Raw genomic sequence first — 25,907 nt, 5'->3', positions numbered from 1 at the left:
CAGGGCGGCGGCGGCGGGCGAGGCCCCGCCGGCGGCGACCGCGCGCGTGGCGATCACGGCCGCATCCATGCCGGCGTCGGCGGACAGCACCAGAGCCCGGCGGATCAACTGGGCGTCACGCTCGGGCGCCTTCCAGAAGCGGGCGAGGCGCTGGTGCAGGAACAGGCGGGGGCCCGGTCCGGCGACGGCGTCCACCGCCTCGTCCAGAACGCGGGCGCATTCGATCCGCAGCGCCCCGGCCTCGCGGTCGCTCGTATCAGCGTCCTCATCGGCCCGCCGGGCCAGGGCGGCGAACAGACGGGCGCGGGCCGAGCCGCCGGGGGTGACCCCGACGCGGGGCCGGACCTCGGCGAAGGGATTGCTCTCGCGGGCGGACCAGAGGCGCCGGGCGACGTCCTCGAGCGTGGCGGCGGCGGACAGCTGGACGGCGTCCAGCCCCCGGTAGAAGAGCCGGCCCGAGGCGATGACGCTGACGGAGGAGGCGAGATCGGCCTCGCCGCGCGCGGCCGGCCCGCGCTCCAGCACCTGGGGCGCGTCCCCGTCCTCGACCAGATCGCCGGTCAGGCGGGCGATGTCACGGACGGCGTACAGGCTGCGGCGGGGATCGGCGGGATCCGGACGGGCGGCGATGCGGCCGCGGCTGACATAGGCATAGAGGGTCTGGGCCTTGACCCCCAGCCGGTCCAAGGCCTCTCCGCGTCCGATCCAGCGCTTGCCGGTCGCTTCCATCGGCATCCCCCCGGCTGAACTTACATTCCGGAAACCATAATGGGAGGGGACCATGCGGCCGTTTCATGACGAACGTCCTAACGCCGGTATGCACGATGTCTTGGCAGGGACACGGGATTCCGCGACAAGACGGCCCATGACCGCCTCCTCCCCCGAAGACGTTCACGCCGCGACCCGGGACGTCACGCGCCTGTCGGTCGCGGTCGCCGTCATCCTGATCGTTCTGAAGGCCTTTGCGCTGGGCGCGTCCGGGTCGGTGTCGATCCTGGCGTCGCTGGGAGATTCGGCCCTGGACCTGATCGCGTCGCTGGCGACCTTCTTCGCCGTGCGCTGGGCCGCCGCCCCGCCCGATGACGACCACCGCTTCGGGCACGGCAAGGGCGAGGCCATGGCCGCCCTGGTGCAGGCGGGCCTGATCTTCGCCTCGGCCGTCTTCATCGGCTGGGAGGCGATCCAGCGCCTGTTCGATCCCCGGCCGGTCAGCGCGGGCTGGACCGGGATCGTGGTCACCCTCGTGGCCATGGCCCTGACCGGCTGGCTGGTCTGGCGGCAGAGCCGGGCGATCCGGCTGAGCGGGTCGACCGCCGTGGCCGCCGACCGGGCCCATTACGTCTCGGACCTGGCGGCCAATCTGGTGGTGCTGATCGGCGTGGCCTCGGGCGCCTATCTGGCCGCACCCGGCCTGGACGCCGCGGCGGGCCTGGTGGTCGCGGTCTGGCTGTTCTGGGGCGCGATCGGCGTGCTGAAGGGCGCGGCGGACGAGCTGCTGGACCGGGCCGCCTCGGACTCCGACCGGGCGACCATCACCACCGCCGTCCTGTCCGACCCCCGGATCAGCGGCCTGCACCGGCTGCGCACCCGCCAGTCGGGGCCGGTCATGACCATCCAGATGCATGTCGACATGGCCCCGACCCTGACCCTGGCCGAGGCCCACGACATCCTGGAGGCGGCGGAGGGCCGGCTGCTGGCGCTCTGGCCGCGCGCCGACATCCTGATCCATCCCGACCCGCGCGGGCCGCTGCCCGTCGAGGCGCCGAAAAAAGCGGTCGATACGCCCTCGACCGGAGCGGATGGCTAACGCCCGTTTAACGGCCCCGGGTGCAAGGATCGGCGGATGTCCGTCTCCGTCCTCTTCCACTTCCCCTTCGATCCCGCCTCGCGCGCCGCGCGACTGGCGTTGGGCGAGGCCAAGGTCGCGTTCGAGGAGAACGCGGTGAAGCCGTGGGAGCCGGACTGCCCCGTCCTGACCCTGAACCCGTCGGGCATGACGCCGGTGCTGCAGACCACGGCCAACAGCCGGGTCCTGACCGTGTGCGAACAGTCGGCCATCCTGGGCTGGCTGGAGGACCGGAGCCGCGAGCCCTTCCTGATGCCGGCCGATCCGTTCGAGCGCGCCGAGACCCGCCGCCTGGTGGGATGGTTCGACGGCCGTTTCCACGACGAGGTCAACGCCGTCCTGCTGCACGAGCGGATGGAGAAGCCCCTGCTGCGGCTGGGGCCGCCCGAGGCGCGGGCGCTGCGGGCCGGACGCGAGGCGCTGAAACACCATCTGACGATGCTGGAGGCGCTTCTGGCCGAGCGGGACTGGCTGGCCGGACGACGGATGAGCCGGGCCGACATCGTCGCGGCCGCCCATCTGTCGGTGCTGGACTATTTCAGCGAGATCGGCTGGGCGAACTATCCGGGCCTGAAGACCTGGTACATGAAGCTGAAATCCCGCCCCTGTTTCCGGACGCTGCTCTCTGACCGCTTCCCAGGGGTGGCCCCGGCGGGCCATTATACCGACCTCGATTTCTGAGGTGGGGCGATCATGAAGATTCTGGCTTGCGGTCTGACGGCCGCGCTTCTGCTGTGCGCGGGCGCGGCGCAGGCCGGCCCGGCGCCGGCGACGGTTCCGGCGACCGTGCAGGACCAGCCGGCGGAGCTGGACGCGCTTCAGCGGTGGCTGGCCGATGTCAGCACCTGGTCGCTCGGCTACGACACCCTGACGCACGCCTCGCTCGAGAACCTGAGCTGGATGGTCGACAGCGCCGGGACCCTGGTGCTGAAGCTGGACGCCGGCGGGCCGGCCGCCGCCACGCCCTGGGCGACGCAGTGGGCCGCCGAGGCGCGCGACCGTCTGGCGCGGGAGCGCGACATCTATACCGGCCTGTCGCCGCATGCTCCGCCCCTGCCGGCCAACATTCCGATGACCCCCGAGCTGCGCCGGCGGCTCGAAAGCATCAGCCAGATGTCGGACCAGGTCGGCTCCATGATGCTGGCGGTCCAGGGCGCTTCCGATCGCTACATCACGGTCATGACCGAGGCGGCGGCGGGACGGGACCCGGGCCTGAAGGCGCTGGAGGGCGGTCGACTGGGACTGATCATCGCCCAGCTCGACGCCGAGAACACCATGATCCGCGCCTCCTCGGGCGGCCTGACCGGACCGAACCTGCATTTCGCCCGGGCCCAGATGGCGATGAACGGCGGGCTGAAGACCTGGTTGATGCACAACCAGCGTCTGTTCACCGGCCAGTCGGTCGACACCGCCGCCACGCTCGCCGACCTGAACCGCAGCAGCGCCGAGATGCGCAGCGAAATCGCCTCGATGCGCCAGACCATCATCTCCACCCGGACCCAGATCCGGGAGTCCGGGATGGGCGGCACGCCCTTCGCCGACGTGCTGATGCAGGTGCTGCTCACCCTTGAGGAAAGCGCGACGGTCGAGAGCCGGCTGGCGGACACGCTCGATTCCCTGAAGTCGGCGCTCGCCTCGGGCGATGAGACGGCCGACGACGCGATCGGCGCCTCCATCGCGGCCCTGACCGACGAGCGGATGCGGATCGATGTCGCCCGACGGGAGCTGCTCGCCCGCAACGCCCGCTGAGGCCGATCATGGCCGACCTCCGCGCCCGTATTCGCGACGCCGCCGCAGACCTCGGCTTCGGGGTCTGCCGGTTCGCCTCGGCCTCGGAGCCGTGGAGCGCGGGGGAGCGGCTGGCGCATTTCGTCGAGGCCGGACGGCACGGCGAGATGGGCTGGATGGAGACGACGCTGGAGCGGCGCGCCCACCCGACCGCCATGTGGGACGGGGCGAGGACGGCGATCGTGCTGGGGCTGAACTACGGACCTGAAACCGATCCCCTGCCCGAGCTTGAGGACCGGTCGAACGGCTACATCTCGGTCTATGCCCGGGGCGACGACTATCACGAGGTGATCAAGGGCCGGCTGAAGACGCTGGCCGGGCAGGTGGCGGCGAAGACCGGCGAGGACGTGAAGGTGTTCGTGGACACCGCCCCGCTGATGGAGAAACCGTTGGCGCAGCGGGCGGGCGTGGGCTGGCAGGGCAAGCACACCAATCTGCTGTCGCGGAGCCACGGCAACTGGCTGTTCCTGGGGGTGATCCTGAGCGCGGCGGAGATGGAGCCGGACGCGCCGGAGACCGAGCATTGCGGCCGTTGCACCGCCTGTCTGGACGCCTGTCCGACGAACGCCTTTCCCGCCCCGTTCCAGCTGGATGCGCGGCGGTGCCTGTCCTACCTGACCATCGAGTTCGCCGGGCCGTGGCCGGAGGAGTTCCGCGAGGCGACGGGCAGCCGGATCTACGGCTGCGACGACTGTCTGGCGACCTGCCCGTGGAACAAGTTCGCGGCGGCGGCCAGCGAAAGCCGGGTGCAGGCGCGCGAGGCGCTGGTCTCGCCCCGGCTGGCCGATCTGGCGGCGCTGGACGACGCCGCCTTCCGGGCGCTGTTCTCGAAGAGCCCGGTCAAGCGGATCGGGCGCAACCGCTTCGTGCGCAATGTGCTGTACGCCGTCGGCAACAGCGGGGACGCCGCGCTGATCCCGTCGGCGCAGGCGCTGACGGACGATCCCGATCCCGTGGTGCGGGACGCGGCGGCATGGGCCCTGGGGCGGCTGAAGCGGAAGCCGGACGCGCCCCGGCCCTAGATTCGGATTGCCGCCCCGGGACGTTCGGGTCATCGTTCCGCAACCGAACCTTCGACGGGGCCTTCGATGAGAGTTCTGATCGTGCTCGCGGCGTTGACCCTGCTCGGCGGCTGCGCGGTCGGCTGGCCCGACACGGCATTGTACGAGGGTATACCGCAGCCGGAAGGGCCGGGGTCAAACTCGACCAACCCGGCGGACCGCCCGACCAATGTGATGTTGCGCCAACGCACGCAGCGACTGTTCCCGGCAGGCAGCCCGGAAGCGCCCTTGCTGGACTGGCTCGCCACCCAGAAGATGAGCGTGCGCCGGTACCCAGATCAGGACGGCGGCGTGCGCGGCAGCGGCGTGCGCTACCTCGGGAGCTGGCCCTGTAACCGGAGCGTCCGCGTCACGTGGACCGCCTCCAGCACCGGGGTGATCGAGACGATCACCGCCGACGAGGGCGACACCGGCTGCTTCTGAGCCGGTTCATCCGTTCGCGGTGCGGGGGCCGATCGGGCCGCCGCCGGGCGCGCGGGCGATGTCGAGCAGCTTGAGCCGGAAGACCAGCACGCTGTTGGCCGGAATCTTCGGCGACGAGCGCTCGCCGTAGCCCTTGTCGGCGGGCAGGTAGATCACCCATTCGTCGCCGACCTTCATGTGCTGCAGGGCCTCGGTCCAGCCGCTGACGACCTGGTCGAGGGTGAGGACGGCGGGAGCCCCGCGCTCATAGGAGCTGTCGAAGACCGAGCCGTCGATCAGCGAGCCTTCATAGTCGACACGGACCAGATCGTTGCCGTCGGGGCTTTCGCCGCCGGCGGGGCCGGACTGGACGACCTTGTACTGGATGCCGCCGGGCAGGGTGCGGACACCCTCGGCGGAGGCGTTCTGCGCGAGGAAGGCCTGACCGGCCTTGAGGTTGGCCTCGGCGTCGGCGCTGTTGACCTCGGGCCCGCGATTGCAGGCGGCCAGGGCCGCGACCATGGCCAGCGCCGCGGCACCCCTAACCCATCCGGAGTTCATAGCCCGCACCTTCAAGTCCCTGTCTGATTTCGTCGGCGTGCGCCTCGCCGCGGGTCTCGACCATGATGTCGAACTCCGCGCCCTTGGCCGGCACGTCGAGCGCCAGCCGGTTATGGACCACGTCTATGATGTTTCCGCCAAGCCCGCCGATGACGGCGCTCATTTTCGACAGCATGCCCGGACGGTCGTCGCCGAGGATGCGATAGACGACCAGCCGCTTTTCGCGCACCAGCTCGCGGTTCAGCACCACGGCCAGCATGCGGGCGTCGATGTTGCCGCCGGTCAGCTCGATGCCGACCTTCAGGCCCCTGAATTTGTCCGGATAGGCCAGCATGGCCGCCAGGCCGCCGGCGCCGGCGCCCTCGGCCACGGTGCGCTCAAGGGTGGCGAGGAAGGCGACGGCCTTTTCGAAATCGGCGTCCTCGCAGACCAGGACCTCGTCGACCAGTCCGTCCGCGATGGCGAAGGGGATGTCGCCCACGGCCTTGATGGCGATGCCCTCGGCGATGGTCTGGCCGCCGCATTTGGGCGCCTGACCCTGACGGCGGGCGTTGAACGAGGGATACATGGCCGCCTCGACCCCGACGATGCGGATCGACGGCTTCAGCGTCCTGGCCGCCAGCGCCGAGCCGGCGATCAGCCCGCCGCCGCCGATGGGAATGATGAGGACGTCGAGGTCCGGCGCATCCTCCATGAATTCCAGACCGCAGACGCCCTGGCCGGCGACGATTCCCTCGTCATCGAAGGCCGAGACGAAGACGAAGCCCTCCTCGTCACGGAGGCGGTGGGCCTCCTCGGTGGAGCCGGAGAAGTCCAGGCCCTTGATGACCACGGCGGCGCCGTGCTGGCGGGTGCCGTCGATCTTCACGAAGGGGGTGCCCTCCGGCATGACGATGGTGACCGGAATGCCCAGACGGCCGCCGTGGTAGGCCAGGGCCTGGGCGTGGTTGCCCGCGCTGGCGGCGACGACGCCGCGCTTGCGCTCTTCCGGCGTCAGCTGGAGCAGGCGGTTCAGCGCCCCGCGCTCCTTGAAGCTGCCGGTGAAATGCAGGTTGTCGAACTTGATCCAGACCTCCGCGCCCGTCAGCTGGGACAGGCGGCGGGAGTAGCGGACCGGCGTGCGGTCGACCTGACCGGCGATGCGGTCCCGCGCGGCCAGAATATCGTCAAACGTGACTGTCATGGACGTCCCCTATAGCCGGTCTCGCGCCGGATTTGTGGCGCGCTTGTGGACTACGGTCCAAACGGTCGCAACCTTGACCTTATCGCGGCGTTGAGCGTCTGATCCGACGTTCGACCCGCGTCTGCACGGAGAGAGCTGATGTCCATCACCCGGTCCCTGTCGATCCTCGCCACCGTGGCCGCCGCCGCGGGTTCGCTGGCCGCCTGCGCCACCGGCCCGACCGGACCGGTCGCCCCCGCCGGCCCCGCGCCGTTCAACGCGTCCGATTTCAACTGGTCGACCGCCTCGGGCCGCGCCTCGATCGAAGGACGAATCGATTTTCGTCGCGAGGGGCAGGCCTACGCCTGCACCGGCTCGGTCGCCCTGACCCCGGACACCCCCTACACCCGCGCCCGCTTCCGCACCCTGTACGGCTCGACCGACCGCGCCGCCGTGCCGGAAGCCGTGGTGCGCGCCCGCACCGTGTCCGATCCGAACGCCGACTATCGCGGCTTCGTGCGTTCGGCGACCTGCAGCGACGGCCGGTTCATGTTCAGCGGCCTGCCCTCGGGCGGCTGGTTCATCATCGCCCCGGTGAGCGCCGGGGGAGACCGGGTGGTGCTGATGCGTCGCGTGGACACCCGCAACGGACGGATCGCCGTCACCCTGCCCTGAGTGAGTCCAGTTCCCCCTTTCGAGGCCGCGTATCGGGCCGCCCCGGAGAGTTAACCATGCGAGCCCCCGCCCTCCTCCTCGTCGCCGCCCTGGCCCTGCCCGCGACCCTGACCGCCACCACCGCGACGGCGCAGAGCTGGCAGGACGGCTACGGCCATGAGTACGGCCGCAGCGGCTATTCCGCCCATGAGCCGGACGGGGGGCGCTACTACACGCCGCGCTACAGCTCGAACGCGGTCCCCTCGCGTTTTGACTGGCGCAGCCAGCTGGACCGGCCGGGCGACTACCGCTGCGACCGCTTCTGGGACGCGAGCCGGGACGACTGCGGCGACCGCTGGCGGGACCAGCGCCGCCGGGTCAGCACCGAGGCGCGCAGCGAGTACCGCGCGCTGGCCGGATACGGGCATGGCGACGGTTACGGCTACCAGGGCTATCGCTACAGCGGTTACGGCTATGGCTATGGCTACGGCGGGTACGGGCATGGACCGCGCCGGGGCTACGGGTCGCAGGCGGGCTATGGCTACGGCTACGGCCACAGCGCGGGCGGCACGACCTATCAGGGCGCCTACGGGCGGCCGGATGTGGTGTTCCCGGGCGGCGGTTCGGCCCACTCCGGTTACGCCGGCGGCGCGCGCGACGCCCGCCGGATCGACTGGTGCCGGGCGACCTACCGGTCCTACGACCCGCGCAGCGGCTATTACCGCGCCTTCAGCGGCCGCCTGGTCTGGTGCGGCTGACCACAAGCCAAGCCATTGAAGAACGGACAATGTTCGTCCGATCACGGATGTGTGGGTGAGCGGCGTTCGCCATTTTTTCGCCCGCTCGGACCCGCTTCGCTCAGTCTTCGCCCGACAGGGGCGCGGTCGAGGGGAGCGTCATGTCCCAGCACAACATCTCGGGCTCCGAAGTCTTCGGGCCCAAGCCTTTCGTCATCCTGCGCGGGGTGAGGTCCAGCGGCCTGCGCCGCCGCAAGTCCGCGCGCCTGCTCGGCGCCTTCATCGCCGGCGCGGTGGTGACGCTGGTCGGTGGCGCGGTGGCCGTGGCCGCGATGGTTGGGCCAAACCTCTTTGGCTAAAGCCAAAGAGGTTTGATTTCTTTTGGGCCGCGGTCGTCGGCCCTTCGGGACCTCCCGACCCGACGCGGCCTGGCGCTTCGCGCAGGCTGATCGTCGGACATCGTATAGCGATGCTTCAAGACAGGGCGTGCGCGTAGCGCCAGGCCGCGTCGGGTCGAGAAGGCGGAGCCCTTCTGACCGCGGCCCAGAATTATGCCAGCCAGACCATCCGGCGGGTTTGCGCATCCTCGCCGCGGGCCCGGCTGAAGCCGCTGCGCAGCTCGCCCGTGTACAGGAAGCCCGCCTTCTCCAGCACGCGACCGGAGGCGGGGTTGTCGGCGAAATGGCCGGCGACCATGGCGCGGCGCTTCCACTTGCGGCTGGCCCAGGCCAGACCGGCCTCCAGCGCCTCGGTGGCGTAGCCCCGGCCCCAGAAGGGGCGACCGATCCAGTAGCCGACCTCGGGCCCCACATCGCCGTCCTCGAACAGGCCGATGACGCCGACGGGACCGTGGTCCTCGTGCTCGATCAGGAAGGTCCGCGCCCTGGCCGGATCCTGCCCCTGCACATTCAGGACGAAGGCTTCCGCGTCGTCCACGGAGAAGGGATGGGGCATCCGCAGGGTCATGCGGGCGATGTCGGCGTCATTGGCCAGGGCGGCCAGACGGGTGACGTCCTGGGCCTGCGGGGCGCGCAGGGCCAGACGCCGCGTCTCGACGACGGGGGAGGGTTCGATCACGCACATGACACGCCTCATTCGGAACTCACCGCCTCCTTGGAGGGCTCGGGCGGTGTTCGAGGCGGGGAAACGAAAAAGGGAGCCTGGTGATCCAGACTCCCCGCGGAATATTTTCCCTGGTCCGGATCGGGGCCCTTGGGCCGACGCGATCCGGGGATTTCCGTTTCGCGTTACTCGGCGGCCGCGGCCTGCTGGGCGTCGTCGTTGGCGGCGAGAATCGACACGTAACAACGGCCACCACGTTTGGTGGTGAATTTCACAGCGCCGTTGGTGAGCGCGAACAGGGTGTGGTCGCGACCCATGCCCATGTTGTCACCCGGGTGGAAGGTGGTGCCGCGCTGACGCACGATGATGTTGCCGGCCAGCACGCGCTCGCCGCCGAACTTCTTCACGCCGAGGCGCTTCGACTCGGAGTCGCGACCGTTGCGCGACGAACCGCCGGATTTCTTGTGAGCCATCGTAACTCTCTTCGGTTTGCACCCGGCTCCCTCAGGCGCCCGGTACCGTCATTCTATCACAGTCGCGCCCGAAAGGCGCGGGTTCGAACTCTTAGGCTTCTTCGGTCGAAGCGGCGGCGGCCTTCTTGGCCGGGGCCTTCTTGGCCGAGGCCTTCTTCGCAGCCGGAGCCTTGGCGGCCTTGGCCGGCTTGGCTTCTTCAGCGGCGGCCTCGACGCGCGGGGCCAGGCCACGGGCGCGGGCGTTCATCTCGGCCTTGGTGAGCAGCGAGGTTTCGCCGTCCCACTTGGCCTTTTCGCCGGCGCCTTCGATGCCGGTGATGCGCAGGACCGATTCCATCTGGCGGTGGCCGTTGGTGCGGCGGTAGCCCTGACGACGGATCTTCTTGAAGATCTTGATCTTCTCACCCTTGCGGGTCTCGACCAGCGTCGCGGCGACCGAAGCGCCGTCGATCAGCGGAGCGCCGACGGTGACGCCCTTGTCGCCGCCCAGCATGAGAACTTCACCGAAGTTGACGGCAGCGCCAGCGTCGCCATCGAGCTTTTCGACCACGATCACGTCGCCCGGTTGGACCCGGTACTGCTTGCCGCCGGTCTTGATCACCGCGTACATGTTGAAGCCTCAGCGTAACGCAAAAAGAATAGCGCCCGCGGGGACCCCCGGCGGGCGAAGAGCGGCGACATATACGGAAGGCCTCCCCGGAGTCAACGCGGACGGGCGAAAAAGCGACTCCCGGAGCGATGCGGACAGGCGACCCGGCCCGGAACCGCGAGGCCCGCGACGGCCTTTTCTCCTCGACCGTTACAAAATAACAGGATACAGGGCGCCCATGTCGCCGCCGGACCTTCAAACGCCGCTTCTGCTTTCCCTGCTGGGCGGGGCCTTTGTGACGGCCTTCCTGCACGCGGCCCTGCCGACCCACTGGCTGCCCTTCGTCCTGGTCGGAAAGGCCCAGCGCTGGCCCCTGCCGCGCGTCCTGGGCGCGGTCGCCGCGGCGGGTTTCGCCCATATCGCCGTCACCGCCCTGGTCGGCGGCCTGATCGTCCTGGCCGGTCTGGCGCTCGACCGCTGGCTGGCCGGGGTGCTGCCGCATCTGGCGGCGGTGCTGCTGTTCCTGTTCGGCGCCTTCTATCTGGCGCGGGCGACCCTGATGAAGATGCAGCCGGCGACCGGTCCGGATCTGGAGACGCCCGAGCCCCGGGTCTCGGATTCCGCGGCCTTCTGGGGACTGGTGGCCATGCTGGCGGTGTCGCCGGGCGAGGTTCTGCTGCCGCTTTATCTGGCGCAGGCGACGGAGGGGCTGGCGGTTCTGGGGATCATGACCTTCGCCTTTCTTCTGGGGACGGTCCTCGGCATGGCGGTGTTCACCATCATCGCGCACGCGGGCTATTCGGTCCTGCGGCTGGAGCGGTGGGCCCGGTACGAGAGCATCGTCCTGGGCGTGGCCCTGATCACCATCGGTCTGCTGGTCGCCTCCCACACCCATGCGGAGACCCGCGACGCCCACAGCCGCGCCACTCCCGCCGCCGTCGCCCTTCCCCACCCGGGCCACGCCCACTAGGCTTTCGCCATGGCCCACGACCACCCGCACTCTTCCGCCAAGCCCGATCGGGACCCCGACCACGGGTGCGGCCATGATCACGGCCATGATCACGGGCATGGGCATGGGCATGGGCATGGACACGACCATGGCCATCATCACGGGATCGGCGGCCACCATCACGGGCCGGTGGACACCGGCGACTGGCGCTATGCGGTCGGGCTGATCATCAATCTGGCCTTTGTGGCGATCGAGTTCGGGGCCGGGATCATCAGCGGCTCAACGGCCCTGATGGCCGACGCGGGGCATAATCTGTCGGATGTGCTGGGACTGGCCATGGCCGGGGGCGCCGCCTGGCTGGCGCGGCGGGCGGCGGGGACGGCCCGCACCTACGGCTACGGCAAGGCGACCGTGCTGGCGGCCCTGTTCAACGCCCTGCTGCTGATCTTCGCCTGCGGGGCCATCGCCTTCGAGGCCGTGCGCCGTTTCGCCGAGCCCGCCCCGGTCGGCTCGACCACCATCATGATCGTCGCGGGCATCGGCTTCGTCATCAATCTGGGCACGGCCCTGCTGTTCATGAAGGACCAGCACAAGGACCTGAACGTGCGCGGCGCCTATCTGCACATGATGGCCGACGCGGCGGTGTCGATCGGCGTGGTCATCGCCGGCGGCGCCATCCTGCTGACCGGCTGGTCGATCATCGACCCGATCGTCAGCCTCCTGATCGTCGTGGTGATCATGGTCGGGACCTGGGGCCTGCTGAAGGACTCGGTCAATCTGGCGCTGGACGCCGCCCCGCGCGGGGTGGACGTGGACGCGGTGCGCGCCGCCTTCCTGGCCCTGCCGGGGGTGAAGGCGGTGCACGACCTGCACGTCTGGGGCCTGTCGACCACCGACACCGCCCTGACGGCCCATCTGGTGCATGACCGCCCGGACGCCGACACCCTGCTGATCGAGGCCCAGACCCTGGCCCGCAAGCGGTTCGAGATCAGCCACACGACACTGCAGCTGGAAAGCGGCGTCCTGCCGGATTGCCCGGACTGCTGACGGGAGGGCGTAGGGCTTGGGAATTAGGAATTAGTCGGACGGCGGGTCGAGCCGGCGTCCGCGCCAGCCCCGGCCTCCCTGATTCCTAATTCCCAAGCCCTACGCCCTCCCTTCACAAACGCCCCCTGACACGCCATTTGCCGCCCATGACCGACATCGCCTCCGCTTCCGACAAGATCCCCGTCACCGTGCTCACCGGCTATCTCGGCGCCGGGAAGACGACGCTGCTGAACCGCATCCTCACCGAGGATCACGGCAAGCGGTACGCCGTCATCGTCAACGAGTTCGGCGAGATCGGCATCGACAACGATCTGGTGGTCGGCGCCGACGAGGACGTGTTCGAGATGAACAACGGCTGCGTCTGCTGCACGGTGCGCGGCGACCTGATCCGGGTGGTCTCGGGCCTGATGAAGCGGCAGCGTCCGGGCAAGCCCGCCTTCGACGCCATCATCGTGGAGACGACCGGCCTGGCCGACCCCGGCCCGGTGGCCCAGACCTTCTTCGTGGACGACGAGGTCAAGGCCAAGACCCGGCTGGACAGCGTCACGGCCCTGGTGGACGCCAAGCATGTGATGGCGCGGCTGGACGACTCGAAGGAGGCCCGCGAGCAGGTGGCCTTCGCCGACCGCATCATCCTGAACAAGGTGGACCTCGTGTCGGGCGATGAGCTGGCCGAGGTGGAAAGCCGCCTGCGCGCGCTGAACCCGCTGGCCCCGATCACCCGCGCCGAGCGCTCGAACGTGCCGCTGGACGAGGTGCTGGGCGTGCATGGCTTCGATCTGGACCGGATCACCGAGGTCCGCCCGGACTTCGTCAATCCGCCGCACGGCGCCGACGGTCATGTGCACGACGAGCACTGCGGTCATGATCACGGGGGCCACGACCATCACCATCATGACCATGATCACCACGATCATGACCATGGACATGATCATCACCACGGCGCGCGCGGCCATGCGCACGAGGACGACATCAAGGGCATCGCCCTGTCTCTGGACCGTCCGATGGACGGGCAGAAATTCACCCGCTGGCTGGACCAGCTGCTGGGCGAGCAGGGTCAGAACATCCTGCGCGCCAAGGGCATCATCGAGGTGGCCGGCGAGGACCGCCGTCTGGTCTTCCAGGCCGTGCACATGATCCTGGAAGGTGACCTGCAGAAGCCCTGGGGCGACAAGGAGCGCCGCTGGAGCCGCGCCGTCTTCATCGGTCGCGATCTGGACGAGGCCGCCCTGCGCGCCGGATTCGAGAGCTGCGCGGCCTGATCCGCCGGCGCGGGCGTCAGTCCGCGCAGACGTGCCCGATCACAAGGATCTGGCCGGGGTCCGAAGCGGTCTCCAGCGTCGCCTCGCGGTGACGCGCCTGGGCGAAGCCCCGGTTGAGGCTGTAGAGCTCCACATCGCCCGTACCGATGGTCGAGGCCGCGCAGTCCACGACGGTCTCGGCCACGATGACGTTCGGGGTGTCCCCGTCCGGCGCGGGCGGCACCTCGGCCTTGAGCAGGAAGCGAACCGTGGGGCCGTCGCGGGTGAGGCTGGACGGCAGGATGGAATAGGTGGCGCCGCCGCCGGTCCCGATCCCGACCCAGGCCGGATCGGTCGGCGCGGTCAGCACCGCCTGCGCCGAGGCGGCGCCCGCCATGGCGAGGGCGGCGGCCAGCACGGTCGGAAGGACCGCAAACCTGCACAACATGACGATGATCTCCCGGGTTTCCGAACCGTCTCCCGCCGCAATGCGGGCGTCAAGCGACGCCACCGTTGACCGCGCCGCACGGGCCTCTATGTCAGTCGCCATGACCACCTTCCAGTTCGACGCCCAGCCCACCGCCGCCCTGTTCGAGAAGGACGGCGCCGTGTTCGCCCTCGGCGACGGGGCGGTGCGGTTCGAGGACGGCGCCTTCAGCATCGCCCATGACGGCGCGATCCTGTGCGCCTGCGTGCATCCGTCGGGCGAGGGGATCGTCACGGGCGGCGACGACGGGCGGGTGATCTGGCACCGCAAGGGCGAGGCCGGCCTGCTGGCCACGGCCAAGGGCTGGATCGACGCCATCGACGCCTCGGCGGAGAGCGGGCTGATCGCCTTCTCCTCGGGCCGGACCCTGTCGGTGATCGACGCCCGCGACCCGCATTTCCGCCGCGACTTCCAGCACGAACGCACCGTCTCGGGCGTGGCCTTCGAGCCGAAGGGCCGACGGATCGCCACCTCGACCTACGGCGGCGCCGCCCTGTGGTTCGCGCGGATCGCCGAACAGAAGCCGACGTTGCTGAAGTGGGCAGGGTCGCACACCAGCGTCGCCTTCTCGCCGGACGGGGCCTTCATCATCACCGCCATGCAGGACAACCAGCTGCACGGCTGGCGGATCAAGGACCAGAAGAACCTGCGAATGGGCGGCTACCCCGGCAAGGTGAAGTCGGTCAGCTTCCTGTCGAAGGGGCAGCTGATGGCGACCTCGGGCGCGCAGGGCGCGGTGCTGTGGCCCTTCGTGGGCAGCAACGGCCCGATGGGCAAGGAGGCCACGGAGATCGGCTATGACGAGGGCAGCCTGGTGGCCCTGGTCGCCTCGACGCCGACGTCCGGCCTGCTGGCGGCGGGCCTGAACGACGGCCGGGTCTGGCTGGCCGACCCCGCCGGACAGGGCCTGAACTTCCTCAAGGCCGACAAGGGCGCGGCGATCGTGGCCCTGCGCCTGAGCGACGACGCCCGTCGCGTGGCCTGGGCCGATGAGGACGGACACGCCGGCGTGTTCCAGACCTGAAAGCGGTTACCGCACGAACAGTGCGGAAATTCAGCTTGAGAGTGCACGATCATTTCTGATGATCGTTGTTCTTCGAGTGAAATAACCATTTTTACGCGCAATGTTGCGAATCACACCTTTAGGATGCATTAGGTAATTTGCCCTATACCGGGCTTCATGACGCATTCCACTTCCGTTCCTGGTTTCCTGGGGCTGGACGTTCCGCCCCGCAGAGAGGCCCCCGCGCATCCCCGACCCCGGCCGGTCTCCATAGCCGACCTGTCGCCGGAGGAGTGGCGGATCATCGCCCTGGCCGAATGTCCGACGACGCGTCGGTCCATGGCGGACATGATCGCCCACTCCCTGACCGGCGCCGGAAAGGCGTCGTCATGCCGCGCCCGCTGAGAACCGATATCCTGAGCTGTCGCCGCGGCGGGGCCGCGGTCGAGTTCGCCATCCTTGCGCCCGCCCTGCTGGCGCTGGTCGCCGGCGGCGTCTTCTACAGCCGCTGGTTCACCGTCGCCTCCCAGACCCAGAACCTCGCCAGCGACGGCGCCCGGGCGGCGGTCGCGGGGCTGGATGACGCGGAGCGCGAGACCATCGTCGACGGCCTGATGACCGGCGCCCTGGTGCGCGTGCCGCTGGAGAACGGTTCGACGCGGACCTGGAGCGTGGCCCGCGACGGCGATCTGTACACCGTCACCGTGACGACCACCCTGCCCGACTACGATCTGGCGCGTCTGGTGCCGATGCCGGACCCCAATGTGGTGCGCTCGGCCGTGGTCGTGATCCCGGAGCCCGCGTCATGATCGGTTTTCTGAAACGTCTCGCCGGCGACCGCCGCGGCGGGGTCGGCGCCCTGTCCGTTCTGGTCTCCGTGCTGGTGGTCACCGGCACGGCGGCGACCGTCGACGCCGCCTCGGTCCATTTCCGCGCCCGCGCCCTGCAGGGGCTGGCCGACACCGCCGCCGTCTCGGCCGCCAGCAATCTGGGAACCGCCGAAACCACCGTCCAGCGCGTGCTGAACCTCAAGGAGTCCGCCGCCCGCATCGAAACCGTGGCCCTGGGGCAGTATCACCGGCGCGCGGACGTCCCGATCGCAGACCGGTTCAACGCGACCGCGACGGAGCAGGACGCCGTCCGGGTGGTGCTGGAAGAGGATGTGAACCTGTTCTTCGGCTCGGTGCTGGGCATTGACGCGATCCGGGTGCGCAAGGCCGCCGTCGCCATCCGCCCCGCCCGGGACACCGCCGCCTTCTCGATCGGCTCGCGCCTGCTGGCGCTGGACCCGCCGCTGGTCAATTCCCTGCTGAGCCAGCTGATCGGCCGCGAGGTCCAGCTGACGGCCCTGTCCTATGACAGCCTGCTGAGCTCCAGCCTGGACGTGGACGCCCTGCTGCAGGACCTGACTCAAAGCCTGTCGGTGGACGATCGCGACTCCCTGCTGGCCCACACTGTTTCCCTGCAGCGCCTGGTCAATTCCATGGCCAATGTCACCACCGGTCAGACCCGCGTGGCCCTGCAGAGCCTGTCGACCACCCTGGGGACGGCCCCGGCCCGCAACCTGCGCCTGGACGCCCTGATCGACGTCGCGCCGGGGGTGACCGGGACGGTCAACGCCAAGGTCCCGGTCTGGGACCTGCTGAACGCCGCCCTCGGCGAGGCCGTCGGCCCCAAGACCGTCGAGCTGGACGTCAACGTGAACTCGCCCGTCACCGCCAAGGTGCGGGTCGCGATCGGCGAACGCGAGCAGAAGTCCGCCTGGCTGACCATCGCCCGGGACGGCACGACGATCGTCCGCACCGCCCAGGCCCGGCTGCACGTCGATGTGACCACCCTGAACCTGACCGGCATCGGCAAGGTTCACCTGCCCGTCTATGCGGAGGTGGCCAGCGGAAAGGCCGCCCTCGCCGCCATCGACTGCGGGGCCGACACCTTCGACGTCACCGCCCGCTCCGGCGTGGCCAGCGTTGCGCTGGGCGAGATCGAGTCGAGCCGACTCTCGGACTTTTCACGCGACGCCGCCCTGACCCCCGCCGCCATCCTGGACAGCAGCGTGGTCAAGGTGCGGGCCGCCGCCCGGATCAATGTGGCCGACTCCGGCGACCGGACGCTGAAATTCAACCGGGCCGACATCGACGCCCTGTCGCCGAAAACCATCGGCTCCGGGAGTGTTCTGGCCTCGACCATCGGCAGTCTGGCCGCCAACACCAGCCTGGACATCCAGCTGCTGGGACTGGGCATCGCCCTGCCCGGCCTGCCGGGCCAGCTGCGCACCATCCTGGGCGATCTGGTCAGCCCGCTGGACGCCGTGCTGGAGCAGGTCATGCAGCTGCTGGGACTCGGCATCGGCGAAGCGGACATCCGCCCCGCGGGGCTGCAGTGCGGTCACCGGAGCGCGCCGCCGACCCTGGCCGCCTGAGCCCCCTTGCGTCCACACCGCCGGCCGCCCACCATCGGCGGATGACAGGGGCAACCAAGACCAGACGGCGCCGGCCGATCCTGATCGCGCTGGCGACGTTGGGCGCCCTCGTCCTCGGGGCGGTGGCCCTGTATCGCTTCGTCCCCCCGCCGCAGACCTGGCTGATGACCACCCGCCTGGTCCAGGGCGAGGGCCGCGACTACCGGTGGCGATCGCTGGACGACATCTCGCCCCGGCTGGTGGAGGCGGTGATCGCCTCGGAGGACGCGACCTTCTGCGCCCATCACGGCTTCGACATGAAGGCCATCGAGAAGGCGCTGCAGAACAACGCCCGGACCGAAAAGCGCGGACGCGGCCGCATCCGGGGCGGCTCGACCATCAGCCAGCAGACCGCCAAGAACGTCTTTCTGTGGCCGGGCCGCGACTGGATCCGCAAGGGGCTGGAGGCCGGCTACACGGTCCTGATCGAGACGACCTGGGGCAAACGGCGGATCATGGAAGTCTATCTGAACGTCGCCGAATGGGGCCCGGGCGTCTATGGCGCGGAGGCGGCGGCGCAGCACTGGTACGGCAAGAGCGCGGCCGATCTGACCCCCCGCGAGGCCGCCCGACTGGCGGCCATCCTGCCCTCCCCCCGCCGGTATCAGGCCGCCTCGCCCGGCCCCTATGTCCGCCGCCGCGCCTCGCGGATTCAGGCCGCCATGGGCACGGTCCGCAATGACGGCCTGAACGCCTGCGTCAGCCGTTAACGGCTCCGCTTGACCTTACGGCTCCGCTCCGGTCCCTTGCCGCGCGAGACGCGGCGGGAGGCCGCGAGGAGGACCCCATGAAGCGTACCCTTATGACCGCGACCGCCGTGTGCGCGCTCGCCCTCGGCGTCACCGCCTGCGCCATGAACGCGGCTTCGGACCCGTCCGCCCCGACCACCGCCGCCGCCGCGACCCCGAGCTATCCGGCCACCGCCGAGGGCGCCGCGGCCTTTGTCGCCGACGCCGAGACCCGACTGGCGACCCTGGGCGAGGAGGCCGCGCGCATCCAGTGGACGCGGGCGACCAACATCACCTTCGACACCATGTGGCTGGAGAGCAAGATCAACGCCGAGGTCACCGAGGTCCAGGTGGCGCTGGCCAACCAGGCCGCCGCCTTCAATGACGTCGAGGTCCCGGCCGATGTCCGCCGCAAGCTGAACCTGCTGCGCCTGGGCATCGTCCTGCCGGCGCCGAACCGCCCGGGCGCGGCGGCGGAACTGGCCGATATCACCACCCGGCTGGACTCGACCTACGCCACCGGAAAATTCCAGTTCCAGGGTCGCGAGATCACCCTGGACGAGGCCACCCTCCTGATGGCCGAAAGCCGTGATCCGGCCGAGACCAAGGCCCTGTATGAAGGCTGGCGCACCATCTCGCCGGTGATGGCCGCGGACTATGCCCGCATGGTCGAGATCGCCAATGAGGGCAGCCGGGAGCTGGGCTTCGCCGACACCGGCGCCATGTGGCGCGCCGGCTACGACATGGACCCGGACGCCTTCGCCGCCGAGACCGACCGGCTTTGGGAACAGGTGAAGCCCTTCTATGTGAACCTGCACTGCTATGTGCGCGGCCGCCTGAACGCCAGATACGGCGACGCGGTCCAGCCGGACCACGGCCCGATCCGCGCCGACCTGCTGGGCAATATGTGGTCGCAACAGTGGGGCAACATCTATGACGTCGTGGCCCCGACCGAGGGCGGGCGCAGCAGCTATGACCTGACCAACCTGCTGACCAGCCACGACTATGACGCCACGCGCATGGTGCGGACCGGCGAGGGCTTCTACACCTCGCTGGGTCTCGAGGCCCTGCCCCAGACCTTCTGGGAACGGTCGCAGATCACCCGCCCGCGCGACCGCGAGGTCGTCTGCCACGCCTCGGCCTGGGACCTGGACAACCGCGACGACATCCGCATCAAGATGTGCACCCAGGTGAACGGGGACGACTTCTACACCGTTCACCACGAGCTGGGTCACAACTATTACCAGCGCGCCTACAAGGATCAGCCCTTCCTGTTCAAGAACGGGGCGAACGACGGCTTCCACGAGGCGATCGGCGACTTCGTCGGCCTGTCGGCCCTGACCCCGACCTATCTGAACCAGATCGGCCTGCTGGACACCGTGCCGGGCGAGGAGGAGGACATTCCCTTCCTGCTCAAGATGGCGCTGGACAAGATCGCCTTCCTGCCGTTCGGCCTGATGGTCGACCGCTGGCGCTGGGACGTCTTCTCGGGCGAGACCGATCCGGGCGAGTACAACGCCGCCTGGTCGGCCGACATGCTGAAATACCAGGGTCTTGTTCCGCCGGGACCGCGTCCGGCCAACGCCTTCGATCCGGGCGCCAAATACCACATCCCGGGCAACACCCCGTACACCCGCTATTTCCTGGCCCACATCTACCAGTTCCAGTTCCAGCGCGCGGCCTGCCAGCAGGCGGGCTGGACCGGGCCGCTGCACCGCTGCTCGATCTACGGCAATGAGGAGGTGGGTCGCCGCTTCAACGCCATGCTGGAGATGGGCCAGTCGCGCCCCTGGCCGGAAGCGATGGAAGCCTTCACCGGCGAGCGCGGCAATGACGCCTCGGCGGTGGCGGCCTATTTCGCCCCGCTGAACACCTGGCTGACCCGCCAGAACCAGGGCAAGGACTGCGGCTGGGAGGCCTGACGCTCCCCGCGCGGCGGGGGTCCGGCGGGTCTGACCGCGCCGTTAACCCTCGCCGTTAGCCCTTCCCTTAACCGAACTCCGTCATCCTGACGCCATCACCGTGGGCCGTCTGCGCCCCGCGCGGGACAGGACGACCATGAACCTCGGACAAGGGATCAGCGCGATGACGCGCCGGCTGGGCGGCTTCCTGCGCCGGCTGGCCGACGAGACGCGCGGCAATGTGGCCATGATCTTCGGCCTGAGCCTGCCGGTGCTGATCCTGATGACCGTCGGCGGGGTGGACATCCACCGCGCCTCGACCGTGCGGGTCAACCTGCAGGACGCCCTGGACGCCGCCGCCCTGATCGCCGCCCGGTCGCCCTATTCGACCAACAGCGACATCCAGCGCATCGGCATGGCCGCGCTCAAGGCCAATCTGGCGGCCTATCCCGAAATCCGCCTGCGCGAGGGCGACACCACCTTTGTCCTGAGCAGCGACGACGTGGTCATCGCCAGCGCCAAGGTCGATGTGAAGACCCTGGTCGCCAACATCTTCCTGCCGCCGTACGGCCAGTTCATGGACGACTACATCGCGGTCGGCGCCCACTCCGAGGTCGACCGGTCGTCGAAGAACATCGAGGTGGCGCTGGTGCTGGACATCACCGGCTCGATGAGCGGCAGCAAGATCACCACGCTGAAGGAGGCGGCGACCGACCTCGTGGACACGGTCGTGCAGGCCCAGCAGTCGCCCTACTACTCGCGCATGGCGATCGTGCCCTATTCGATGGGCGTCAATCTGGGCTCGCGCGCCAACGGGGCGCGGGGGACGCCGACCGGGTCCACCAACATCACGGCCGCCGCCTGGACCACGGGCTCGTCGAAGTCGATCTCCAACATCACCCGCGCCAGCACGGGAACCTTCTCCTCGAGCGGCCACGGCTTCGCCACCGGCGACTATGTCTGGATCAGCGGCGTTTCCGGCATGACCCAGGTCAACAACCGCGCCTACCGGGTGGTCCGGATCAACTCGAGCAGCTACTCGCTGCAGTACGCCTACGGGTCGAACTGGTACACGCTGAACACCAGCGGCTACAGCTCCTACTGGAGCGGCGGCATCGCGCGCAAATGCATCGTCTCCGACTGTTCGGTCGTCGTGACCTCGAACAACCACGGCATCAACGACGGCGAGGGCGTCTACATCACCGGCGCCCGCGGGATGACCCAGCTGAACAACACGCCCTTCATCGCCGGGGTGCTGGATTCGAACCGCTATTCGATCGGGGAGAACGGGGCCAACTGGGGGACCTATACGTCGGGCGGGGCGTCCTGGTGCGGCCGGTACGGCTGCTCCTATCGCGTCTTCACCAATGCGGGCGGCGGCCTGCGCGCCCTCGCCAACAGCAGCTGCGTCAGCGAACGCACCGGAGCCCAGGCCTATACCGACGCCTCCCCGACCGCGTCGCGCGTAGGCTACAACTATCCCGCGGACAGCCTGAACAACGCCGAGAACCCCTGCCCGGCCTCGGAGCTGATGCCCCTGTCCAGCGACCGGACCGCCCTGAAGTCGATGATCGGCGATCTGGCGATCGGCGGCTCGACCGCCGGCCAGATCGGCGCCGCCTGGGGCTGGTACGCGGTCTCGCCGAACTTCGGCTCCCTCTGGGGACAGACCCCGGCGGAGTACAATACCGCCCAGACCCTGAAGGCCGTCATCCTGATGACGGACGGCGAGTTCAACACCCCCTACGCCTCCGGCGTCATCGCGGCGGACGCGGGGGCCGGGTCAGGGTCGGGCTATGACCACATGAACCAGAACGCCACGAACGGCGACGCCTTCGGGCAGGCGGAGGCGCTTTGCCGCGCGATGAAGACCCGGGGGATCATCATCTACACGGTGGGCTTCCAGGTCGCCTCCGGCGGGCAGGCGGCCAGCCTGATGCAGACCTGCGCCACCGGCCCGGACTATGCCTATCTGCCGAGCAGCAGCGCCGAACTGGCCGACGCCTTCGCGGCCATCGGACGCAACATCACCCAGCTCAAGATCTCCAGATAGGGGCCCCGCCCGCGCCCGTCAGATCAGGCGGATTTCCTTCAGGCGCTGGGTGAGGAAGTCCTCGGCCATCAGCGGCTGACCGGCGTAGCGGTCGGGATTGTCCGGGGTCACGGTCGAGGGCAGGCTCTCGATCACGAAGTCCGGGTTGAAGTGCAGGAAGAACGGCGTCGAATAGCGGGCGAAGCTGGCCCGCTCCGGCGACGGATTGATCACCCGGTGGCTGGTCGACGGCAGGACGTGGTTGGTCAGGCGCTGCAGCATGTCGCCGATGTTGACCACCAGGGCGCCCGGCGGGGGCGCGACGTCCAGCCATTCGCCGTCGGCGTCCTTCAGCTGCAGGCCGGCCTCCTCGGCGCCGAGCAGCAGGGTGATGACGTTGATGTCCTCGTGGGCGCCCGCGCGGACGCCGGGCGCGCCGGCGGCGACCGGCGGATAGTGCAGCAGGCGCAGGATCGAATTGCCCAGTTGGACCTTGTCGGCGAAATAGTCGTCGTCGAGCTTCAGATAGCGGGCGATGCCGCGGAGGACCTTGGCGCCGAGGTCATCCATGGCGGCGAACATGCCGTAGACGTGGTCGCGGAAGCCCTCGACCTCCGTCGGCCAGACGTTGTCGCGCATGTATTTGCGATAGGGGTGGCCTTCCGGCAGCTCGCGACCGACGTGCCAGAACTCCTTCAGGTCGACCGTGGCCGCGCCCTTGGCGGCCTCGACGCCGAACGGGGTCAGGCCGCGCGCGCCGCCCGTACCGGGCTGGTGATACCGGCGCTTCACGTCTTCCGGCAGGGCGAAGAAGGTCTTGGCGTCGTCGATGGCTGTGCCGATCACCTGCTCGTCCAGCCCGTGGTCGGCGATGACGGCGAAGCCGTAGCGCTTGAACGACCCGCCCAGGGCGTCGGCGAACGCCTGGAAATCCTTGTCGTACAGCGTCATCGAGACAGGCTCGAGGGTGCGGGGGGCGGTGGCGTCTGCGGTCACGGAGGAACCCTTGTCGATAATCTGCGGTTTCCATACGCCCTGCCACCCGACCTTGGCAAAGCAGGGGCGCCGAAATCGAAACGGCCCCCGATCTGTTCAGCTTCGGTACAGGCAGGAACCTTGACTGTAAGGTCGCGTTTCAGAGGCAGAGACCTCACCTTCGAAAGGACATCCCATGCGCGCCAAACTTCTCGTCGCCGGCGTCAGCATCGCCGCCCTGCTGGGCGCCGCCGCCTGCACCACCACGGATCCGTACAGCTCGACCCCGCGTCGCAACAACACCGGCACGGGCGTGATCGCCGGCGCGGTGGGCGGCGCCCTGCTGGGCTATCTGACCAACACCTCGAACTCCGAGGAAGGCCGCAAGAACGCCCTGATCGGGGCCGGCATCGGCGCCCTCGGCGGCGCGGCCGTCGGCCAGTACATGGACCGCCAGCAGCGCGAGCTGGAAGCGGAACTGTCGGGCACCGGCGTCGGCGTGGCCCGCCAGGGCGACAACCTGGTCCTGCGCATGCCGTCGGACGTGACCTTCGCCACCAACCAGTCGTCGATCAACAGCCGCTTCTACGCGACCCTGGATGACGTCGCCGCGGTGCTGAACCGCTACGACCAGTCGATCGTTGACATCATCGGCCACGCCGATTCCGACGGCGCGGACGAGTATAATCTGACCCTGTCGCGCCAGCGGGCCTCGTCGGTGGCCCAGTATCTGGTCCAGCGCAACGTCCTGGCCGACCGCCTGTATGTGGACGGCCGCGGCGAGAGCCAGCCGATCGCCTCGAACGCCACGGCGGAAGGCAAGGCGCAGAACCGCCGGGTCGAAATCCTGATCCGTCCGTTCCGCGGCTGACGGCCGGCCGGTCGCCGGCGCCCGGTCAGGGTCGCCGGCGCTCCGCGCCTGCAAGGATGGAAAAGGCCCGGGGATGCTCCGGGGCCTTTTCTCGTTCACGGGACCGGGTCCCGTCCGCTCCGCGCGCCCCGGACGCGCCAATTTCTTCCCCCTCACACCGTTCCGTGACTTGCGAAGCAGGTCGCGACAATGCTCGATAGGCGAGTGCTCGACTCGGGGGACCGCTTGCGGCCGGATCATCAGGAATTCGCGGACGGACTCAGGCTGGCGGCCATCGCCGTCCTGTCGGCCGTGGTGACCGCCACCCTCGTTATCGGCGCCGGTCGCGCCCTGCTGCCGGAGCCGGACCCGCTGGCCCGCACGGCGGTCGAGGCCCCGCTGATTCTGACCTCGACCCCCTAGGGCCCGACCTCAGGCCCGGCCGATCGAGGTGTAGCGGAACCCGCGCGCCCGCATGTCGTCCGGGCGATAGACGTTGCGCAGGTCCACCATCACCGGCTGCTTGAGCAGCAGTTTGACGCGGTCCAGGTCCAGGGCGCGGAACTGGTCCCACTCGGTCAGGATGACGACCACGTCGGCGCCCTCGACCGCATCATAGGGGCCGTCCCTGAACACCACGCCGTCCAGCAGCTTGGCGGCCTCGTGCATGCCCTCGGGATCATAGGCCTGGACGGTCGCGCCGGCGGCGAGCAGGGCGGGCACCACATCGAGCGACGGCGCATCACGCATGTCGTCGGTGTTCGGCTTGAAGGTCACCCCCAGCAGGGCGACGGTCTTGCCCTTCAGATCGCCTTCAAGCGCGCTGGAGACCCGGCCGGCCATCGCCTTCTTGCGGGCGTCGTTGACCTCGACCGTGGTCTCGATCAGGCGCACGGGCGTGCCGGCGTCGACCGCCGTGCGGACCAGGGCCAGGGTGTCCTTCGGGAAGCAGGAGCCGCCGTAACCGGGACCGGCGTGCAGGAATTTCGAGCCGATCCGGTTGTCCAGGCCGATGCCGCGGGCGACCTGCTGGACGTCCGCGCCGACGGCTTCGCACAGGTCCGCCATCTCGTTGATGAAGGTGATCTTCATCGCCAGGAAGGCGTTGGCGGCGTATTTGATCAGTTCGGACGTGCGACGCCCGGTGAACAGGATCGGGGTCTCGTTGAGATTCAGGGGCCGGTAGAGCTCGCGCATCACCTGACGGGCGCGCTCGTCGTCCGTGCCGACGACGACGCGGTCAGGCCGCTTGAAATCCTCGATGGCCGCGCCCTCGCGCAGGAACTCGGGATTGGAGACGACCGCGAATTCGGCGTCCGGGCGGCGTTCACGGATGATGCGCTCGATCTCGTCGCCGGTGCCGACCGGGACGGTCGATTTGGTGACCACGACGGTGAAGCCCTCGATCAGACCCGCGATCTCCTCGGCCGCCGCATAGACATAGGAGAGGTCCGCGTGGCCGTCGCCGCGGCGGGAGGGCGTGCCGACGGCGATGAAGACGGCGTCGGCCTGACGGATGGCCTCGGCCCCGTCCAGGGCGAAGGACAGGCGGCCGCCGCGCACGTTCGAGGCGACCAGGTCGTCGAGCCCCGGCTCGAAGATCGGGATCTCGCCCTTCTCCAGCCGCTCGATCTTGGACGGGTCCTTGTCGACGCAGGTCACCACGTGACCGAAGTCCGCGAAACAGGCCCCCGACACCAGGCCCACATAGCCGGTTCCGATCATCGCCACGCGCATCTGGGACACCCCGTTCTGACAGGCCGTCGAGATAGCGACCGGGCGCGACTTTGGCCACCCCGCGGACGAAACGTCACAATGCAAAACCGCCGGCCTCCTTTCGGAGACCGGCGGCTCTGCAGTGTTGGCCGACCGGCCTTCGACCCGCGGGGGCCGAAGGC

The 25,907-nt window shown here is 69.3% G+C and carries 27 protein-coding genes and 1 pseudogene; 19 read left to right on the top strand and 9 right to left on the bottom strand.

All coding sequences use genetic code 11. From position 1 onward, the window contains the following. A pseudogene (locus ACLQ7T_RS13705) lies at positions 1–735 on the bottom strand (citrate/2-methylcitrate synthase); the annotation flags it as partial. Between the two features lie 130 nt (positions 736–865). Here ACLQ7T_RS13705 and ACLQ7T_RS13700 point away from each other — a divergent pair. The 5 genes from ACLQ7T_RS13700 to ACLQ7T_RS13680 all read left to right on the top strand — a co-directional run bounded on the left by ACLQ7T_RS13700 (position 866) and on the right by ACLQ7T_RS13680 (position 5,118). Then, positions 866–1,807: a cation diffusion facilitator family transporter gene (locus ACLQ7T_RS13700; RefSeq protein WP_420479921.1), complete on the top strand. Its 942-nt coding sequence runs from the start codon at positions 866–868 to the stop codon at positions 1,805–1,807. Between the two features lie 36 nt (positions 1,808–1,843). Continuing rightward, positions 1,844–2,527, top strand: coding sequence for an FtsZ-binding protein FzlA (gene fzlA / locus ACLQ7T_RS13695; RefSeq protein WP_420479920.1), 684 nt, complete (start codon positions 1,844–1,846; stop codon positions 2,525–2,527). Positions 2,528–2,539: 12 nt separating this feature from the next. Then, complete coding sequence (locus tag ACLQ7T_RS13690) at positions 2,540–3,595, top strand: hypothetical protein (protein WP_420479919.1); 1,056 nt, start codon at positions 2,540–2,542, stop codon at positions 3,593–3,595. A gap of 8 nt (positions 3,596–3,603) precedes the next feature. Continuing rightward, the gene (gene queG / locus ACLQ7T_RS13685; protein WP_420479918.1) at positions 3,604–4,656 is read left to right on the top strand and encodes a tRNA epoxyqueuosine(34) reductase QueG; all 1,053 of its coding nucleotides are present in this window, start codon (positions 3,604–3,606) and stop codon (positions 4,654–4,656) included. A 66-nt stretch (positions 4,657–4,722) separates the two neighbouring features. Further along, on the top strand, positions 4,723–5,118 hold the full coding sequence (locus ACLQ7T_RS13680; RefSeq protein ID WP_420479917.1) for a hypothetical protein: 396 nt from the start codon (positions 4,723–4,725) through the stop codon (positions 5,116–5,118). A 6-nt stretch (positions 5,119–5,124) separates the two neighbouring features. Here the strand turns inward: ACLQ7T_RS13680 and bamJ are convergent, their stop codons facing one another. Next, positions 5,125–5,658, bottom strand: coding sequence for a BamJ family beta-barrel-assembly machinery protein (bamJ, locus tag ACLQ7T_RS13675; RefSeq protein ID WP_420479916.1), 534 nt, complete (start codon positions 5,656–5,658; stop codon positions 5,125–5,127). After that, entirely contained in the window at positions 5,639–6,841 is a 1,203-nt protein-coding gene (locus ACLQ7T_RS13670; protein WP_420479915.1) for a threonine ammonia-lyase, read from the bottom strand. Before ACLQ7T_RS13670 ends, bamJ begins: the two co-directional genes overlap by 20 nt. A 138-nt stretch (positions 6,842–6,979) precedes the next feature. On the opposite strand from ACLQ7T_RS13670, the gene ACLQ7T_RS13665 reads away from it, so the two are divergent. From ACLQ7T_RS13665 to ACLQ7T_RS13655, 3 genes are all read left to right on the top strand, one after another. Then, positions 6,980–7,495, top strand: a complete 516-nt coding sequence (locus ACLQ7T_RS13665; RefSeq protein WP_420479914.1) for a hypothetical protein — start codon at positions 6,980–6,982, stop codon at positions 7,493–7,495. 56 nt (positions 7,496–7,551) lie between these two features. Continuing rightward, complete coding sequence (locus ACLQ7T_RS13660) at positions 7,552–8,232, top strand: BA14K family protein (RefSeq protein ID WP_420479913.1); 681 nt, start codon at positions 7,552–7,554, stop codon at positions 8,230–8,232. 140 nt (positions 8,233–8,372) lie between these two features. Then, positions 8,373–8,570: a hypothetical protein gene (locus ACLQ7T_RS13655; RefSeq protein ID WP_420479912.1), complete on the top strand. Its 198-nt coding sequence runs from the start codon at positions 8,373–8,375 to the stop codon at positions 8,568–8,570. A gap of 190 nt (positions 8,571–8,760) precedes the next feature. On the opposite strand, the gene ACLQ7T_RS13650 is transcribed toward ACLQ7T_RS13655, so the two are convergent. The 3 genes from ACLQ7T_RS13650 to rplU all read right to left on the bottom strand — a co-directional run bounded on the left by ACLQ7T_RS13650 (position 8,761) and on the right by rplU (position 10,356). Further along, entirely contained in the window at positions 8,761–9,294 is a 534-nt protein-coding gene (locus tag ACLQ7T_RS13650) for a GNAT family N-acetyltransferase (protein WP_420471330.1), read from the bottom strand. A 164-nt stretch (positions 9,295–9,458) separates the two neighbouring features. Beyond that, entirely contained in the window at positions 9,459–9,746 is a 288-nt protein-coding gene (gene rpmA / locus ACLQ7T_RS13645) for a 50S ribosomal protein L27 (protein WP_376859056.1), read from the bottom strand. Positions 9,747–9,837: 91 nt separating this feature from the next. After that, the gene (rplU, locus tag ACLQ7T_RS13640; protein WP_420479911.1) at positions 9,838–10,356 is read right to left on the bottom strand and encodes a 50S ribosomal protein L21; all 519 of its coding nucleotides are present in this window, start codon (positions 10,354–10,356) and stop codon (positions 9,838–9,840) included. 217 nt (positions 10,357–10,573) lie between these two features. Between rplU and ACLQ7T_RS13635 the strand changes: the two genes are divergently transcribed. The 3 genes from ACLQ7T_RS13635 to ACLQ7T_RS13625 all read left to right on the top strand — a co-directional run bounded on the left by ACLQ7T_RS13635 (position 10,574) and on the right by ACLQ7T_RS13625 (position 13,593). After that, positions 10,574–11,305 carry a hypothetical protein gene (locus ACLQ7T_RS13635; protein ID WP_420479910.1) on the top strand — a complete coding sequence of 244 codons (732 nt, stop codon included), beginning with the start codon at positions 10,574–10,576 and terminating at the stop codon, positions 11,303–11,305. Positions 11,306–11,314: 9 nt separating this feature from the next. Beyond that, positions 11,315–12,331 (top strand): cation diffusion facilitator family transporter, encoded by a 1,017-nt coding sequence (locus ACLQ7T_RS13630; RefSeq protein ID WP_420479909.1) that lies wholly within the window; start codon positions 11,315–11,317, stop codon positions 12,329–12,331. A 146-nt stretch (positions 12,332–12,477) separates the two neighbouring features. After that, positions 12,478–13,593: a CobW family GTP-binding protein gene (locus ACLQ7T_RS13625; protein WP_420479908.1), complete on the top strand. Its 1,116-nt coding sequence runs from the start codon at positions 12,478–12,480 to the stop codon at positions 13,591–13,593. A gap of 16 nt (positions 13,594–13,609) precedes the next feature. On the opposite strand, the gene ACLQ7T_RS13620 is transcribed toward ACLQ7T_RS13625, so the two are convergent. After that, a complete protein-coding gene (locus ACLQ7T_RS13620) occupies positions 13,610–14,122 on the bottom strand; it encodes a hypothetical protein (protein ID WP_420479907.1) in 513 nt (170 codons plus the stop codon). On the opposite strand from ACLQ7T_RS13620, the gene ACLQ7T_RS13615 reads away from it, so the two are divergent. The 6 genes from ACLQ7T_RS13615 to ACLQ7T_RS13590 all read left to right on the top strand — a co-directional run bounded on the left by ACLQ7T_RS13615 (position 14,121) and on the right by ACLQ7T_RS13590 (position 22,205). Further along, positions 14,121–15,083: a WD40 repeat domain-containing protein gene (locus ACLQ7T_RS13615; protein ID WP_420479924.1), complete on the top strand. Its 963-nt coding sequence runs from the start codon at positions 14,121–14,123 to the stop codon at positions 15,081–15,083. The two genes, ACLQ7T_RS13620 and ACLQ7T_RS13615, sit on opposite strands and share 2 nt — an antisense overlap. A 368-nt stretch (positions 15,084–15,451) precedes the next feature. Then, positions 15,452–15,871: a TadE/TadG family type IV pilus assembly protein gene (locus ACLQ7T_RS13610; protein WP_420471206.1), complete on the top strand. Its 420-nt coding sequence runs from the start codon at positions 15,452–15,454 to the stop codon at positions 15,869–15,871. Beyond that, on the top strand, positions 15,868–17,484 hold the full coding sequence (locus tag ACLQ7T_RS13605; RefSeq protein ID WP_420479906.1) for a TadG family pilus assembly protein: 1,617 nt from the start codon (positions 15,868–15,870) through the stop codon (positions 17,482–17,484). Before ACLQ7T_RS13610 ends, ACLQ7T_RS13605 begins: the two co-directional genes overlap by 4 nt. Before the next feature lie 41 nt (positions 17,485–17,525). Further along, complete coding sequence (gene mtgA, locus ACLQ7T_RS13600) at positions 17,526–18,233, top strand: monofunctional biosynthetic peptidoglycan transglycosylase (protein ID WP_420479905.1); 708 nt, start codon at positions 17,526–17,528, stop codon at positions 18,231–18,233. A 77-nt stretch (positions 18,234–18,310) separates the two neighbouring features. Continuing rightward, positions 18,311–20,173 carry a M2 family metallopeptidase gene (locus ACLQ7T_RS13595; RefSeq protein ID WP_420479904.1) on the top strand — a complete coding sequence of 621 codons (1,863 nt, stop codon included), beginning with the start codon at positions 18,311–18,313 and terminating at the stop codon, positions 20,171–20,173. Positions 20,174–20,309: 136 nt separating this feature from the next. After that, complete coding sequence (locus tag ACLQ7T_RS13590; RefSeq protein WP_420479903.1) at positions 20,310–22,205, top strand: ubiquitin-activating E1 FCCH domain-containing protein; 1,896 nt, start codon at positions 20,310–20,312, stop codon at positions 22,203–22,205. Positions 22,206–22,223: 18 nt separating this feature from the next. Here ACLQ7T_RS13590 and ACLQ7T_RS13585 read toward each other — a convergent pair whose 3' ends face one another. Next, entirely contained in the window at positions 22,224–23,135 is a 912-nt protein-coding gene (locus ACLQ7T_RS13585) for an isopenicillin N synthase family dioxygenase (RefSeq protein WP_420479923.1), read from the bottom strand. 220 nt (positions 23,136–23,355) lie between these two features. On the opposite strand from ACLQ7T_RS13585, the gene ACLQ7T_RS13580 reads away from it, so the two are divergent. Together ACLQ7T_RS13580 and ACLQ7T_RS13575 are read left to right on the top strand one after the other, a co-directional pair. Further along, positions 23,356–24,030 (top strand): YiaD family glycine zipper/OmpA-like lipoprotein, encoded by a 675-nt coding sequence (locus ACLQ7T_RS13580; protein WP_420479902.1) that lies wholly within the window; start codon positions 23,356–23,358, stop codon positions 24,028–24,030. Between the two features lie 204 nt (positions 24,031–24,234). Beyond that, complete coding sequence (locus tag ACLQ7T_RS13575; RefSeq protein WP_420479901.1) at positions 24,235–24,432, top strand: hypothetical protein; 198 nt, start codon at positions 24,235–24,237, stop codon at positions 24,430–24,432. A 9-nt stretch (positions 24,433–24,441) separates the two neighbouring features. On the opposite strand, the gene ACLQ7T_RS13570 is transcribed toward ACLQ7T_RS13575, so the two are convergent. Continuing rightward, entirely contained in the window at positions 24,442–25,746 is a 1,305-nt protein-coding gene (locus ACLQ7T_RS13570; protein WP_420479922.1) for a UDP-glucose dehydrogenase family protein, read from the bottom strand. Between the last annotated feature and the right edge of the window lie 161 nt (positions 25,747–25,907).

Source organism: Brevundimonas sediminis (assembly GCF_048799765.1).
In the GTDB taxonomy this organism is placed as follows: Bacteria; Pseudomonadota; Alphaproteobacteria; order Caulobacterales; family Caulobacteraceae; genus Brevundimonas.
Note: the sequence above shows the minus strand (reverse complement) of the source record. Positions and strands in the feature narration are given on the sequence as shown.